The sequence below is a fragment of the Mammaliicoccus sp. C-M13 genome (genome assembly GCF_022386845.1).
In the GTDB taxonomy this organism is placed as follows: Bacteria; Bacillota; Bacilli; order Staphylococcales; family Staphylococcaceae; genus Mammaliicoccus; species Mammaliicoccus lentus.
The window spans coordinates 45,674-60,982 of sequence record NZ_JAJNHQ010000009.1 but is presented as its reverse complement, the minus strand read 5'-3'; the positions used below and the strand labels follow the sequence as shown (position 1 = coordinate 60,982).

Genomic DNA, 15,309 nt, shown 5'->3' with positions numbered 1-15,309 from the left:
TAAAAGAGAGGTGTAAATAAATGGCTCGTATTGCAGGTATTGACGTACCACGTGAGAAACGCATAGTAATTTCGTTAACTTACGTATATGGTATCGGAAAAACAACAGCACAACAAATTCTTAAAGAAGCAAACGTATCTGAAGACACACGTGTTCGTGATTTAACAGATGACGAATTAGGTCGTATCCGTGAAGTTGTAGATAACTACAAAGTTGAAGGTGACCTTCGTCGTGAAACAAACTTAAACATTAAACGTTTAATGGAAATAGCTTCATATCGTGGTATCCGCCATCGTCGTGGTTTACCAGTTCGTGGTCAAAAAACTAAGAACAATGCGCGTACGCGTAAAGGACCAGTTAAAACAGTAGCGAACAAGAAAAAATAATAAGTAAAGGAGGCACATATAAATGGCACGTAAACAAGTATCTCGTAAACGTAGAGTGAAAAAGAATATCGAAAGTGGTGTTGCTCACATTCGCTCAACATTCAACAATACAATCGTAACGATCACTGATGATTTCGGTAATGCATTATCATGGTCTTCAGCTGGTGCGTTAGGATTCAAAGGTTCAAAAAAATCAACTCCATTCGCAGCACAAATGGCTTCAGAAACAGCTTCAAAAACTGCTATGGAACATGGTTTAAAAACTGTAGAAGTTACAGTTAAAGGTCCTGGCCCAGGTCGTGAATCAGCGATCCGTGCGTTACAATCAGCTGGATTAGAAATTACAGCTATTAGAGACGTTACACCAGTACCTCATAACGGATGTCGTCCACCAAAACGTCGTCGTGTATAATTTTTGTTAGTTCATAAGTTCAAAAGTCACTGGATAGAAATTAATAAAATTTAATCGACGTTTATAAGGAGGATATATTTATAATGATTGAAATCGAAAAACCTAGAATTGAAACAATAGAAGTTAGTGATGATTCTACATTCGGTAAGTTCGTTGTTGAACCGCTAGAACGTGGTTATGGTACAACACTAGGCAACTCCTTACGTCGTATCCTATTATCTTCATTACCAGGTGCGGCAGTTAAAAATATCGAAATTGAAGGTGTTCTTCACGAATTCTCAGCAGTCGAAAATGTAGTTGAAGACGTTACGACTATCATTATGAACATCAAGAAATTAGCACTTAAAATTTATTCTGAAGAAGATAAAACACTTGAAATCGATATTAAAGATGAAGGTGAAGTTACTGCGAAAGATATTATGCATGATAGTGATGTTGAAATCTTAAACCCAGAGTTAAAGATTGCAACTGTATCTAAAGGTGGTCACCTTAAAATACGTCTAATTGCTAATACTGGTCGCGGATACGCTTTAGCGGAAAAAAATAACACAAGTGATTTGCCAATTGGTGTCATTCCAATCGACTCACTTTATTCTCCAGTAAATCGTGTTAATTACACTGTTGAAAACACACGTGTAGGGCAAAGTAGTGATTATGATAAATTAACTTTAGATGTTTGGACAGATGGTTCTTTATCTCCTCAAGAAGCAGTTTCTTTAGGCGCTAAAATCATGACTGAACACTTAAACATTTTTGTTAATTTAACAGATGAAGCACAAAATGCTGAAATTATGATTGAAAAAGAAGAAGATCAAAAAGAGAAAGTACTAGAAATGTCTATAGAAGAATTAGACCTATCAGTGCGTTCATACAACTGTTTAAAACGTGCAGGAATTAACTCTGTACAAGAATTAGCAGATAAATCTGAGGCAGATATGATGAAAGTGAGAAACTTAGGTCGTAAGTCTCTAGAAGAAGTTAAATATAAATTAGAAGATCTTGGTCTTGGTTTAAGAAAAGAAGACTAATAAAGGAGGTTAATTCATGGGTTACAGAAAATTAGGTCGTACTTCGGATCAACGTAAAGCAATGTTACGTGACTTAGCTACTCAACTTATCGTTTCTGAGCGCATCGAGACTACAGAAGCTCGTGCTAAAGAACTACGTAAAGTTGTCGATAACTTAATTACTTTAGGTAAAAAAGGTGATCTAGCTTCACGTCGTAGAGCTGCTCAAACATTACGTGATGTTAAAATCCTAGAAGATGACAAAACAATTACTGTTTTACAAAAATTATTCAATGATGTTGCGCCTCGTTACGAAGAGCGTCAAGGTGGATACACTCGTATTATGAAAGTGGGACCACGTCGCGGTGACGGAGCAGAGTCAGTAATTATTGAATTAGTATAATTTATTCTTTATTGGAGTGACGCAAGTCACTTCAATCATTCTTTATAAATACAGTTTATTTCACACACACACAAAGCAAATGAGTGCAATGATAATGTTTACCACACATAGATATTGTCTAGCTCAGAGTACTCCATCACATTTGAATGACTTATCGCGTGAACTCGTCTATGGTGGAGTGCGCGCTTTTTTATTTTAAATCCGTTTATACGGATTTTTTTTATGGAAAAAATTAAAAGATAATCAAACATTAATTTTTATATTTGAACTTAAGTAATTAAAAGTATTTTAAAGCAATATATGATTACTTTTCTTTCGTGATGCTGTAAAATAGAGAGACAATTAATTTTCGAAGGATGAATATAGATGGTGCAGAACGAAATTATTAGGTTCTCGAATGTTACATTTAAATACGATGAAGATGAACCTACTGCATTGGAAAATGTTACATTTAATATAAAACGCGGTAAATGGACATCAATCGTTGGCCATAATGGTTCAGGTAAGTCTACAATTGCTAAATTGCTCATGGGTATCAACAATAATTATGAAGGAGATATTATTGTAAAAGATATTAAAGTATCTGAAGAAAATATCGACGAAGTTAGAAAACATATCGGTATCGTTTTTCAAAATCCTGATAATCAGTTTATAGGCTCTACTGTAGAGTATGATGTTGCGTTTGGAATGGAGAACCAAGGCATAGAATATAGTCTTATGCATACAATTGTAGATCAAGTATTAACTGAAGTAGGTATGTTAGAAATGAAGACATTCGAGCCATCTCATTTGTCAGGCGGTCAAAAACAGCGCGTTGCAATTGCAGGTATTTTAGCTATGTCCCCAGATGTCATTATTTTAGATGAAGCAACAGCAATGTTAGACCCTGAAGGAAAAGAAAGCATCATGAATTTAATTAAAACTATACAAGATGAACGTCACTTAACAGTCATTTCAATTACACACGATTTAGAAGAAGCAGTAGAAGCTGATGAAATTATCGTTATGAATAAAGGTAAAGTTTATAAACAAGATGTCCCAGAAGAAATATTTAAAGAAGGGGCATATTTAACTGAAATAGGATTAGATTTACCTTTCGCAATGAGAATGAATAGCCTGTTATTAAATAATTACGCGTTTTCATCTTTTGAACAGTTGGTGAATCGCTTATGAAAATTATATTTAATAATGTAAGTTATGACTATGGTTTAAAAACGCCATTTCAATATAGAGCGTTAAATCATATTTCAACCACATTTAACGAATCGAAATTTTATGCAGTTGTAGGTCAAACTGGGTCGGGGAAATCTACGCTAATCCAACATTTAAACGCAATATTAAAGCCAACTGAAGGGCAGTTAACTATTGATGAAATAGAAATCAATAGAAAGACAAAATCTAAGAAATTATCTCCTGTTCGTAAAAAGGTTGGTATCGTTTTTCAATTTGCAGAACATCAATTATTCGAAGATACAGTCGAAAAAGATATTATATTCGGTCCACTTAATTATGGTATGGATAAAGATAAAGCAGTTAAAAGAGCAGAAGAATTAATGGATTTATTAGGTATGGAACATGCTTTATTAAAGAAGTCGCCATTCGAGCTCTCAGGTGGCCAAAAACGACGTATAGCTATCGCGGGTGTATTAGCTATGGAACCTGAAATATTAGTCCTTGATGAGCCTACAGTGGGCTTAGACCCTAAAGGACAACAAGACATGATGGATTTGTTCAGAAAAATACAAATGGACTTAGGTATTACAGTAATACTTATTTCTCATCAAATGGACATCGTTTTGAAATACGCAGATGAAGTGAAAGTGATTAAAGCAGGAGAATTAATAGCTGAAGATAAACCTATTAATATTTTTACTAATGAAGAATTAGTGAGACAAGCACATTTAGATATTCCAAAAATCATCCAATTACAACAAGCAGTTGAGCGCAAATACAATATGCAATTTGATCAACTTGCAACTTCTGAAGAAATGTTTAAAGATATGTATGATAAGTGGGTGATGAAACATGACAGATAAACTGATAATTGGTCGTTATATTCCTGGTAATACAATTATTCACCAACTTGATTCTCGAATGAAAATGATTTTTGTACTACTTTTTATGGTGTTAATATTCTTTTGTAATTCGTGGTTGAGTTATTGTTTCATGATTTTATCCGTTTTATTCATTATGTATTTATCAAAAATAAAACTTTGGTTTTTAATTAAAGGTCTTACTCCAGTGATGATTCTATTTATCTTTACATTCGTCATGCACTTAATCGTAACAAAAGGTGGTCCTGTACTCATTGATTTTAAAATATTTACAGTTGAACAAAATGGTGTAGTACAAGGAACATTTATTGTATTAAGACTTGTGTTACTTGTTATGATTTCAACTATTATGACCCTTACTACAAGCCCAATTAGTTTAACAGATGCAATAGAATCAATGCTAAGACCCTTAAAAAAAATAAAGTTTCCAGTTCACGAAATGGCTATGATGATGTCTATATCTTTAAGGTTTATCCCAACTTTAATGGATGAATTGGAAAGAATAATAAAGGCTCAAACATCAAGAGGTTCAGATGTTACGTCTGGAAGTATTATGAATAGATTTAAAGCTATTATACCTTTATTAATTCCTATGTTTATTTCGGCTTTTAAGAGAGCAGACGACTTAGCAGTAGCAATGGAAGCAAGAGGATATAATGCATCAAATGTTAGAACAACATATCGTAAGTTAAATTGGCGTATGAGAGATACGTTAGCATTATCAACAATTATTATCATAGCAATTGTTATATATTTATTAAGAAATTGAGGTGCCTATTTTGAGGATGTTAGTGAAAATTTCATATCATGGAGGACAATTCATGGGATTTCAAATACAACACCATGAAAGAACAGTCCAATATGAATTTGAAAGAATTCTAAAAAGAATGCACCGTACATTTGTTAGAATTCATCCTTCTAGTAGAACGGATAAAGGCGTTCACGCTATAGAACAATATTTTCATTTTGATACAGATTTGAATATCGCCCCAGATAAATGGCAGTATGCATTTAATTCTGCTTTACCAAAAGATATATATGTTCAAAGCGTAGAACAAATCAGTGATACATTTCATTGTCGATATCATTGTGTAGGTAAAAAATATCGTTACAAAGTTTATATAGACGAAGCTAGAAAAGTATTTGAACACGATACAAAAGTACAACAAAAGAAACCGGTCGATATAAACGCAATGAACGAAGCAGCTAAATCATTTTTAGGGACACATGATTTTACAAGTTTTTGTTCACAAAAGACAGAAGTAAAAAACAAAGAAAGAACAATTTATCAAAGTGAAGTTGTAGAAACGGAAGAAGGCTTTGAATTTATCGTGACAGGTTCTGGTTTCCTATATAATATGGTACGCGTTATGGTAGCTTATTTAATTCTTGTAGGTGAAGGGAAAAGAAGCGGTCAGGAAATTCATAAATTACTTGAAGAAAGAGATCGTAATAAAGTGCCACATACAGCACCTGCACATGGATTATACTTAGAAAGAATTTATCTTAGCGAAGAAGAACTCAAAGAAGAGTTTGGAGAACACATTCACATTCATAAGAAAAACTCTATATAAATTGTTTGAAATCAATTGACAAAAAGCGAAATAAATTATATTATAGTTAACGGTATTGTTTTATATCACCACCACGATAAGCCCCGGAATCTTATTGTGTTTTAAGATATAGAAGCAGGAATCAGATAACGGAATATAAGATGTATGTATTTTCTTTGGTACAGGCGAATTCATACATCTTGACCAGAACTTTTTTAAAATTTAGGAGGACACTATAATGCGTCAAACATTTATGGCTAATGAAGCAAACATCGATCGCAAATGGTTTGTTGTTGATGCTGAAGGAGAAACGTTAGGTCGTTTATCATCAGAAATCGCATCAATCTTACGCGGTAAACATAAAGCAACTTATACACCACACGTTGATACAGGAGATAATGTTATAATTATCAATGCTGACAAAATCTACTTATCAGGTAACAAAGAACAAGATAAAATTTACTACCGTCACTCAAATCACCCAGGCGGAATCAAATCAATTTCAGCTGGTGAATTAAAAGAGAAAAACCCAGTTCGTTTATTAGAAACATCTATCAAAGGTATGTTACCAAATAATAAACTTGGTGAAAAACAAGGTAAAAAATTATTCGTATATGCTGGTGCAGAGCATCCACATGCTGCACAACAACCTGAAAACTACGAGTTACGTGGTTAATTAAGAGGAGGATACTACATTGGCACAAGTTGAATATCAAGGCACAGGCCGTCGTAAACATTCAGTAGCACGTGTACGTTTAGTACCTGGTGAAGGTAACATAACAATTAACAAACGTGACGTACGTGACTACTTACCATTTGAATCATTAATTTTAGATTTAAACCAACCATTTGAAGTAACTGAAACTAAAGGAAACTATGATGTTTTAGTAAACGTTCAAGGTGGCGGTTTAACAGGACAAGCACAAGCTATCCGTCACGGAATTGCACGTGCATTGTTAGAAGCTGACCCAGAATACCGTGCTTCATTAAAACGCGCAGGATTACTTACTCGTGATCCACGTATGAAAGAACGTATGAAACCTGGTCTTAAAGGCGCTCGTCGTTCACCACAATTCTCAAAACGTTAATATTATTTACCAATATTATTTTGAATCCCATAAGCAAATGCTTATGGGATTTTTTTATACTTAACTAATAAATATTTTTATCATTATATAAAATATATTAAAATCTCTAAACCTCCAAGTTGACTTGTATTATATCTGGTGTTAATATGATTCAATCAAAGATATAAAAAGTCTTTAATATCTTTGAAAGGTGAATTACTGCATTAAATTTAAATTTTGATAAAGTTTTAGTATTTTATTAAAGCACGATATAAGCAAAGAAGCATAATTAAATTTATATATAAATTCTGTTTTATCTATTTGAGGAGGTATTTTAATGAATCAAAAATTAACAAAGAAAATCAATAACTTAGAGACGATACAAAGAATTCCAGTAGAAGATATACTATCATTTATTTCTCTAAATAAAGTGGATAAAGTATTAGATCTTGGAGCTGGAGTAGGGTATATAAGTCTTCCAATATCTAAGTACGTAGATGAAGTAACTGCAATTGATTTTGATGAAGACATTTTAAATTATTTAGATAAAAAATCTAAGGAAAAAGAAATTACGAATATTGAAACACTGGTATCAGATTTTAAAGATATTCAATTAAGTAGCGAAACATTCGATAGAGCAATTGCATCAATATCACTGCATGAAGTAAGTCCACTTTCGCAGGCTTTAAATGAAATATATAGAGTCTTAAAAAATAAAGGCGTATTTCTATGTATTGAATTAGAAAAGCTAGATTTAACAAAAGCTCCAAGAGTCTCGTCAGAAGATATGGTAGAACAAGTTCGAGATGCAGGATTTGATAAAGTAGATGTATTTTATCCAGAAGGTAAAATTGCTAATCAGCCTTTTTATATAGTTGTAGCAGAAAAGAATATATAAGCTAAAAGTTTTCTAGATATATTAGATTGACTATTGGTTAAATAATATACGATAAAATTATACTCACTATACAGTCATGGAATAAAGCCTGTTTCTTGATACATATGCTATAACAAGTTATGTTGTATATAGGATATTAAGATAAAGTAGAAAGTCACTTGATTAACTTCCAAATCATGAGGAGATATTTCATATTAATGAAATAATAATAGGGGGAAGATTTATATGCTAAAAGAACAGTTTGAAATTTCTTATAATATGTTATCAAATATTATAAAAGATATTGATGAGAAAGAGGCAGACTTTCAGTTAGAGTTGGCTAATAATAATATTAAGTGGCAGCTAGGTCATATCATAGTTGCGAATGAAACATTTGTTTTTGGTACGACTGAGGAAGAGAATACTTTAGGGGCTGAATTAGGAAAGTCATTTGCACCTGGTACTTCACCTCAAAGCTTTACTGGCGCTGAACCAACATTTAAAGAACTAAAAGGTATTTTAAATACACAATTAGACAGAATATTAAATATTGTAGATGACCAATTAGATCGTAAACGAAATGAGCCATTAGCTAATATGACAACTTTTGCTGAAACAATACCTTTTGGTGTTACGCATACTAATTACCATACTGGACAAATAAAATTGATGAAAACTATGATGGATAAACTCGATCAAGGTGTATAATTAATTAGGCTGAGACATTTAATTATGTCTCAGCCTGTTTTTTTGTACATTTAAAACAAATTAATGTCTTATCTTCTAAAACAATACCTTCTATAAAACCACTGTTACAATAAATATTCTTTTGACAAATCTTACATTTACCGACAAGTTCTTTTTCCAATATAATCACCTTCATATTAATATTAAATACTAAAAAATGATATGATAATTATAATCAATATTAACATACAATAATGGAGTGATAGAGATGGTATTGGAAATGAAAACAAAATGCGACAATTGCGATTATGTTTTCCATGAAAAAAGTAATGCTTTTATTTGTGTTAAAGAACATACTTTTTGCCGTGATTGTGCAGAAAATCTATATTATGTTTGCCCAGAATGTAGTGGCGAACTTGTAGTAAGACCGAAACTTAAAGCTGATGAAAACACAATTATGAGTGATAGATAAATTTTTATAGATAAACAGGGGGATATACAATTGAATATCGTAAAAATTAACGAAGATGACATTTCACGAATTGTACCAATTTTTAATGCATATCGTGTTCATGCGGGGAAAAAATCTAATAAAGAACAGGCTAATACATTTCTGTATAATAATTTAAAAAATAAAAATGCTACTATATTTATAGCTGAAGAAGAAAATGATGTTATTGGATTTATACAATTATATACGATGCTTTCTTCGATGAAAATGTCACAACTACTTATTATTAATGATTTGTTTGTTACTGAGCAAGCACGTGGTAAACACGTTGGTGAGAAACTCATGAACCAAGCATTTCAATATGGTAAAGAAAATGGGTATGAGATAATGTATTTGGAGACTGAGAAAACAAATGTAGCTGGAAACAAACTATATCAAAAATTAGGTATGGTTTTAGATGAAAATCATAACTATTATAGTAAGCCTTTATAAAATAAAACAAGAGGTGGGGATTAAATGAAAGCAATTGGATTTAAAAATGGCTTTGATTTAAATGAAGAAAACGGTTTTGAAGAATTAGACTTACCTACGCCTAAAGCTGAAGGTAAAGATATACTTGTAAATGTAAAAGCAGCAAGTATTAACCCAGTAGATACAAAGTTACGAACGGCAAACTACGATGATTACAAAGTATTAGGCTATGATGCAGTAGGTGTTGTAGAAGCGGTTGGAAATGATGTTGAATTATTCCATGTTGGAGATGAAGTATACTACTCAGGATCTAACATAAGACAAGGTTCTAATGCAGAATATCAACTCGTTGATGAAAGACTAGTAAGTATTAAACCAGAACATTTATCCAATGTAGAAGCTGCTGCATTACCTTTAACTTCACTTACAGCGTTTGAAGCGCTATGCGAAGGGTTAAATATATCAACAAACCCTGAAGATAATGAAGGGAAGAAATTACTGATTATTAATGGAGCTGGTGGTGTTGGTTCAATAGCAACTCAAATTGGAAAACATCTAGGTTTAACTGTAATCACTACAGCTTCTAGAAAAGAAACAAGAAGATGGTCTGAAAAAATGGGCGCTGATATTGTATTAAATCATAAACACCATTTACCAGATGAATTAAAAGCTCACCGTATCAATGAAGTAGATTATATTTTTGATACGCATAATAGTGATGAATACTTTGCAGTAATGGCAGAAATGATAAAGCCTAGAGGTAAAATTGTAGCGTTAGTTAATTTTATGGATAAAGTAGATTTAAATTTATTAAAAGATAAAAGTGTTTCATTTTCATTTGAATTTATGTTTACAAGACCTAAATATGAAACTGAAGATATGAAACAACATCATAAATATTTAAGTGAATTGATGAAATTAATAGATAGAGGCTCTATTAAAACAACACATTATCAAACATTAAAAGGCTTAACTGTAGAAACAATTACAAAAGCTCATGAAATGATAGAAAAAGGAAATAGTATAGGTAAAATTGTAATAGACTATGAAGAAAAATAAATATAGTTAAGAAATATATTAAAAAAAGAGCTTGAGATATAAATCTCTGGCTCTTTTTTGGATAGAATATATTGTTATTGGATTAATTAAGTCGAAAATCCAAGTAAAGCCCATTTTGTTGGATTAATAAAGTCGAAAATCCAAATAGAGGGCATGTTATTGGATTAATTACGCCGAAAATCCAATAAGAGCCATTTTGTTGGATTAACTAAGCCGAAAATCCAAATAGATCCTCTCTTGTTGGATTTACGATTAAATAGACTCACGAATTTACTTTTTCTAACCTAAAATCAAAAAAGCTGGAACATTTATAATGTTCCAGCTTCTTTTTAAATAGGGATACGTAGCTATATTAATAATCGTTTTCGTTTGCTTTACGTCTAAAGTTTGGATATTTAGAACGTATTGTATAAACAAGCATTGATAGTAATGCAAAAACAATTGCAATACTTCCAATAATCAACATAGATTGTAAGTACGTTACGTCGCTTGTAAAGTTAAATATATTTTCTCTTAATGCTTTAATGACATAGCTCATTGGAGAAAATGGATGTAAGTCTTGGAAGAACTTGCCTGATAATTGAATAGGGAAAGTACCTTCACTTGAACCTAACTGTAAAATTAATAATATGATTGCTAAGAATTTACCGATATTACCTAATACTACAGTTAAGAAAGTAACAATCATATAAGCTGCTAAACTCCATAATAGAAGTGTCAGTGTGAAATATCCATGGTTGGCGATATCCATATCAAATATATATAGACATAGTACTGCTAGTGCGAGTGCTGAACCTACAGATTGTAAGAAATAAATAACAAATTTACTTAACCACCATTTGATTCCTGTTGAATCTCCCATACGTTTATCTATTGGATAAACTGCAGCAAAGGCTACTGCTCCGACATATAAGCTTAATGCAAGAATATATGGTGCGAAACTTTGACCATAATTATCTACTTCAGTTAAGTCGTTTTCACTTGATTTAACTGGTTTATTGATGGAATCTGTATTTTTCTTATTAAAATATTGGCCTTCAGACTGTTTAATAGCTTTATCAATATTATCTTTCAATTTATTATTATTAGCTTGTAGTTCGTTTAGACCTTGTGATACTTGCTTACTACCTTGTAGAAGTTGCTCTCCTTGAGCTCCGGCCATAGGTGCCATTTGTTCTAACCCAGATTCAACTTGTTGATTACCATCTATAAGTTGGGACTCTGCATCAGACATTTGTCCTAAAGCTTTAGAAGTATCTTTATAACCATCTGTAAGTTTATTCATGCCATTAAATACTTCTGTAATGTATTTGTCTCGAATAGAACTACTTAGGTTATCTTCAACTGCTGTTACTGCTTTAGTTGCAATTTGAGAACCAGTATAACTATATCCAGGGTTTGTTTTAATATTTAAATCAATTTTTTCTGGAGATTTATCTAACATGGACCCAGCGTTTTTAGTTGTATTTTCAGGTATTGTTATAACTGCATAAGATTCACCACGTTCTAAATGTTTATCTGCAGTAGATTGTTCTACAAACTCCCATTTGAATTTATCATTATCCTTTAATTTATCAACGACGTCATTACCTATATTCGTCTTCTCACCATTAATTTCGCCGCCTTTATCATAATTGACTATTGATATTTTTAATTCGTCAGTTTTACCATAAGGATCCCACAAAGACCCCACGAATACAGAACTATAAATAAGCGGTAAAAGCATGATTGCTATTAAAGAAATGAGCATAAATTTATGTGTCCATAAGTTTTTTATATCATCAAACATGTTTAGCATTATCCTTTCCAGTTATAAGATTATTTGCTTTTTGGAGCTGTTTAACGAATGTGATGATTTCTTGATCAGAGAAATGAGAAGATAATTTACGACTAAAAGTTTCATAGATTATATCTTCAGTACGACTAACAAGAGATAATCCTTTTTCAGTTAGCAATACAGATTTTTCTCTTTTATCTTCACCTTGTTGGATTGAAATAAGATCTAAATGCTTTAGTTTATTAATTCTGTTCGATATTGCTGTTTTAAAAACACCTTGTCTTTGAGCTATAAAGCTAAATGTACATTTAGGAGATTCTTTAATAATTTTTAGAGTTTGAAATTGTTCTTTAGAGATTACTTCATCTAACCCAGACTTATTTAAAATTTTTGCTACTTCGCTATGAATGTTAACAATAGATTCTTGAAATAGGTTAAATGCTTTTTTTAATTCATTATTTTCCATTAGTACACCTCCTGTACTTATTACTTTTCATATAGTACACCCTATGAACTAAAATTGCAACAATAAAATACATTATTAAAACAAACGTTTGCGCTAGATTATAGATAAGTATTTATAAAGCTAATATATGCATATAAATATAAATGCAAACGTTTGCGTAAAATTCATTGACAAATTGTTAAATTACACATATGATAAGTTTATATTTAAAGATGAAAGCGATTTCAATTAACGGAGGGAATCATATGACCGATTTAAAATTAGAAAATATTAAGAAAACCTATGATAAAGGAAATACGGTGGTTAATGATTTTAATTTACATATTAAAGACAAAGAATTTATAGTGTTTGTCGGTCCGTCAGGGTGTGGCAAATCAACAACATTAAGGATGATAGCAGGGCTAGAAGATATAACGGATGGAGAATTTTCTATTGATGGTTCAAGAATGAACGATGTAGCACCTAAAGATAGAGATATAGCGATGGTATTTCAAAATTATGCTTTATATCCACATATGACAGTATACGATAATATGGCTTTTGGCTTAAAACTTAGAAAAATGAATAAAAAAGAAATAGACAAAAGGGTACAATATGCTGCAGAAATTTTAGGTTTAAAAGAATTTTTACCGAGAAAGCCTAAAGCTTTATCTGGTGGACAAAGACAAAGAGTAGCTTTAGGTAGAGCGATTGTTAGAGATGCTAAAGTATTTTTAATGGATGAACCTTTATCTAATTTAGATGCAAAATTACGTGTTCAAATGAGGACTGAAATTTTGAAATTACATGAACGTCTACAAACGACAACAATTTACGTAACACATGACCAAACTGAAGCATTAACAATGGCAAGTCGCATCGTTGTATTGAAAGATGGAGATATCATGCAAATAGGTACACCAAGAGAAGTGTATGATTCGCCAGAAAATGAGTTTGTTGCTCAATTTATTGGCTCACCTGCAATGAACATTTTCGATGCAAAAATAAATCAAGATAACTTAGAAATAGGCGATCAAGTGATTAAGTTGAATGAGAGACAGACAAGATTATTAACAAATGCTGGTTATGATGGGAAAGACATAAGATTTGGTATAAGACCAGAAGATATTCACGATGAACCAATATTTATATCAGCACATCGGGATACAACATTCAAAACAAAAGTATTAGTAAGTGAATTATTAGGTTCAGAAATAATGATACATGGTTTGTTTAGTGACATTGAATTTTCAGCGAAATTAGATGCAAGAACAGTAGTAAATCCTAATGAAGAAATTGAATTAGCCATCGATTTAAATAAATGTCATTTCTTTGATAAAGAAACCGGAGAAAAAATAAAAAATTAAATCAGTGTCAAATTAACACTTGAAAGAAGGAGAGCATATGAAGCGAATAATAAAATTTTGCTCAGTGATACTAGTTGTTACGTTATTAGTAAGTTGTGGTCCAAAACGTACACAAGAAGATATTGATAAAGCTTTAAATGATGATGAAAAGACTTCAAAACCTGAATCGTTAACAATGTGGGTTGATGGAGATAGGCAAATGTCTTTCTATAAAGAAGTAACGAAAGAATACACTAAAAAAACAGGAATAGAAATTATTCTAAAAAACACTGCACAAGATGACCAAGTTGACAATTTATCTTTAGACGGCCCCTCTGGAAAAGGACCTGATTTATTCTTTCAACCTCAGGATAGAGCAGGAGATGCATACTTACAAGGATTGGCAGCAGAAATTGATTTTACAGAAGAAGAACTTGAAGGATATTCAAAAGATGCATTAGATGCATTAAACTACGAAGGTAAACAATTAGCATTACCAGTAATAGTTGAATCAACGGCTGTTGTTTATAATAAAAAGCTTGTAAAAACACCACCAAAGACTATGGAAGATGTAGAAAAAATTGCTGAAAACATAACTGATAAAGATAAAAAACAATATGGTTTCATGTTTGATGCTAAAAACTTTTACTTTAATTACCCATTTTTATTTTCACAAGGCGGATACATTTTTAAAGAAAAAGATAACGGGTTTGATACTACAGATGTAGCAGTAAATGATAAAGCTGTAGTAGAAAGTGGCAAAAGACTGCAATCATGGTATGAAAAAGGTTATATCACAAAGTCAGCAGATCAAGATGTCATTGTTGGTTTATTTAAAGAAGGAAAAGTTGGCATGTTTGTGACTGGTCCATGGCAAACTTCAGAGTTTAAAGAAGAATTAGGTGACGATTTTGGTACAGCGATTTTACCTAAAGATAATGGCAAACAAATGAAACCATTTTTAGGTGTTCGTGGTTGGTTTATATCAGAGTACAGTAAGGAGAAATATTGGGCTAAAGATTTATTATTATTTCTAACAAATCAAAAGAACATGCAGAAATATACTGACGATATGCAAGAAATTACAGGACGTACAGATGTTTCATCTAAAAATGAACTTCTAAGACCATATGAGCAACAAGCACAAAATGCTGTTCCAATGCCTAATATTCCAGAAATGAGTCAGGTCTGGGATCCTATGGGAAATGCAGCGATATTTATGTCAAATGGGAAAGATTCAAAAGAAGCATTAGATGAAGCAAAAAGTAATATAGACGAACAGGTGAAAATTATGAATGCATCTAAAAAATAAAA

The 15,309-nt window shown here is 31.8% G+C and carries 19 protein-coding genes; 17 read left to right on the top strand and 2 right to left on the bottom strand.

The features are described 5' to 3' along the window. The first annotated feature begins 20 nt into the window (after positions 1 to 20). The 15 genes from rpsM (at position 21) to LQ615_RS08360 (ending at position 10,427) form a co-directional block, all read left to right on the top strand. Positions 21 to 386, top strand: a complete 366-nt coding sequence (rpsM, locus tag LQ615_RS08430) for a 30S ribosomal protein S13 (protein WP_016998821.1) — start codon at positions 21 to 23, stop codon at positions 384 to 386. A 22-nt stretch (positions 387 to 408) separates the two neighbouring features. Then, positions 409 to 798 (top strand): 30S ribosomal protein S11, encoded by a 390-nt coding sequence (gene rpsK / locus LQ615_RS08425; protein WP_016998822.1) that lies wholly within the window; start codon positions 409 to 411, stop codon positions 796 to 798. Between the two features lie 83 nt (positions 799 to 881). Continuing rightward, positions 882 to 1,826: a DNA-directed RNA polymerase subunit alpha gene (locus tag LQ615_RS08420; RefSeq protein ID WP_064204192.1), complete on the top strand. Its 945-nt coding sequence runs from the start codon at positions 882 to 884 to the stop codon at positions 1,824 to 1,826. Between the two features lie 16 nt (positions 1,827 to 1,842). After that, positions 1,843 to 2,208: a 50S ribosomal protein L17 gene (gene rplQ, locus LQ615_RS08415; protein ID WP_016998824.1), complete on the top strand. Its 366-nt coding sequence runs from the start codon at positions 1,843 to 1,845 to the stop codon at positions 2,206 to 2,208. A gap of 366 nt (positions 2,209 to 2,574) precedes the next feature. After that, positions 2,575 to 3,381: an energy-coupling factor transporter ATPase gene (locus LQ615_RS08410; protein WP_016998825.1), complete on the top strand. Its 807-nt coding sequence runs from the start codon at positions 2,575 to 2,577 to the stop codon at positions 3,379 to 3,381. After that, positions 3,378 to 4,244, top strand: a complete 867-nt coding sequence (locus LQ615_RS08405) for an energy-coupling factor transporter ATPase (RefSeq protein ID WP_016998826.1) — start codon at positions 3,378 to 3,380, stop codon at positions 4,242 to 4,244. Before LQ615_RS08410 ends, LQ615_RS08405 begins: the two co-directional genes overlap by 4 nt. Then, on the top strand, positions 4,234 to 5,031 hold the full coding sequence (locus LQ615_RS08400; protein WP_064204190.1) for an energy-coupling factor transporter transmembrane component T family protein: 798 nt from the start codon (positions 4,234 to 4,236) through the stop codon (positions 5,029 to 5,031). Before LQ615_RS08405 ends, LQ615_RS08400 begins: the two co-directional genes overlap by 11 nt. A 10-nt stretch (positions 5,032 to 5,041) precedes the next feature. Beyond that, on the top strand, positions 5,042 to 5,836 hold the full coding sequence (truA, locus tag LQ615_RS08395) for a tRNA pseudouridine(38-40) synthase TruA (protein WP_070044888.1): 795 nt from the start codon (positions 5,042 to 5,044) through the stop codon (positions 5,834 to 5,836). A gap of 217 nt (positions 5,837 to 6,053) precedes the next feature. Further along, positions 6,054 to 6,491 (top strand): 50S ribosomal protein L13, encoded by a 438-nt coding sequence (gene rplM / locus LQ615_RS08390; protein ID WP_016998829.1) that lies wholly within the window; start codon positions 6,054 to 6,056, stop codon positions 6,489 to 6,491. Between the two features lie 19 nt (positions 6,492 to 6,510). Further along, on the top strand, positions 6,511 to 6,903 hold the full coding sequence (rpsI, locus tag LQ615_RS08385) for a 30S ribosomal protein S9 (protein ID WP_016998830.1): 393 nt from the start codon (positions 6,511 to 6,513) through the stop codon (positions 6,901 to 6,903). A gap of 316 nt (positions 6,904 to 7,219) precedes the next feature. Beyond that, a complete protein-coding gene (locus tag LQ615_RS08380) occupies positions 7,220 to 7,780 on the top strand; it encodes a class I SAM-dependent methyltransferase (protein ID WP_239703976.1) in 561 nt (186 codons plus the stop codon). A 225-nt stretch (positions 7,781 to 8,005) separates the two neighbouring features. Next, positions 8,006 to 8,467, top strand: a complete 462-nt coding sequence (locus LQ615_RS08375) for a DinB family protein (RefSeq protein WP_016998832.1) — start codon at positions 8,006 to 8,008, stop codon at positions 8,465 to 8,467. Between the two features lie 259 nt (positions 8,468 to 8,726). Then, positions 8,727 to 8,918: a DUF1272 domain-containing protein gene (locus LQ615_RS08370; protein ID WP_369917425.1), complete on the top strand. Its 192-nt coding sequence runs from the start codon at positions 8,727 to 8,729 to the stop codon at positions 8,916 to 8,918. Between the two features lie 30 nt (positions 8,919 to 8,948). Continuing rightward, positions 8,949 to 9,389: a GNAT family N-acetyltransferase gene (locus tag LQ615_RS08365; RefSeq protein ID WP_239703975.1), complete on the top strand. Its 441-nt coding sequence runs from the start codon at positions 8,949 to 8,951 to the stop codon at positions 9,387 to 9,389. A gap of 24 nt (positions 9,390 to 9,413) precedes the next feature. Beyond that, on the top strand, positions 9,414 to 10,427 hold the full coding sequence (locus LQ615_RS08360; RefSeq protein ID WP_016998836.1) for a zinc-binding alcohol dehydrogenase family protein: 1,014 nt from the start codon (positions 9,414 to 9,416) through the stop codon (positions 10,425 to 10,427). Positions 10,428 to 10,779: 352 nt separating this feature from the next. On the opposite strand, the gene LQ615_RS08355 is transcribed toward LQ615_RS08360, so the two are convergent. Next, positions 10,780 to 12,216 carry a YhgE/Pip domain-containing protein gene (locus tag LQ615_RS08355; RefSeq protein WP_016998837.1) on the bottom strand — a complete coding sequence of 479 codons (1,437 nt, stop codon included), beginning with the start codon at positions 12,214 to 12,216 and terminating at the stop codon, positions 10,780 to 10,782. Beyond that, positions 12,209 to 12,670: a MarR family winged helix-turn-helix transcriptional regulator gene (locus LQ615_RS08350; RefSeq protein WP_016998838.1), complete on the bottom strand. Its 462-nt coding sequence runs from the start codon at positions 12,668 to 12,670 to the stop codon at positions 12,209 to 12,211. The genes LQ615_RS08355 and LQ615_RS08350 overlap by 8 nt, the downstream gene beginning before the upstream one ends. A gap of 245 nt (positions 12,671 to 12,915) precedes the next feature. On the opposite strand from LQ615_RS08350, the gene LQ615_RS08345 reads away from it, so the two are divergent. Continuing rightward, a complete protein-coding gene (locus LQ615_RS08345) occupies positions 12,916 to 14,016 on the top strand; it encodes an ABC transporter ATP-binding protein (RefSeq protein WP_016998839.1) in 1,101 nt (366 codons plus the stop codon). A gap of 37 nt (positions 14,017 to 14,053) precedes the next feature. Beyond that, on the top strand, positions 14,054 to 15,307 hold the full coding sequence (locus LQ615_RS08340) for an extracellular solute-binding protein (RefSeq protein WP_016998840.1): 1,254 nt from the start codon (positions 14,054 to 14,056) through the stop codon (positions 15,305 to 15,307). Positions 15,308 to 15,309: the final 2 nt, after the last annotated feature.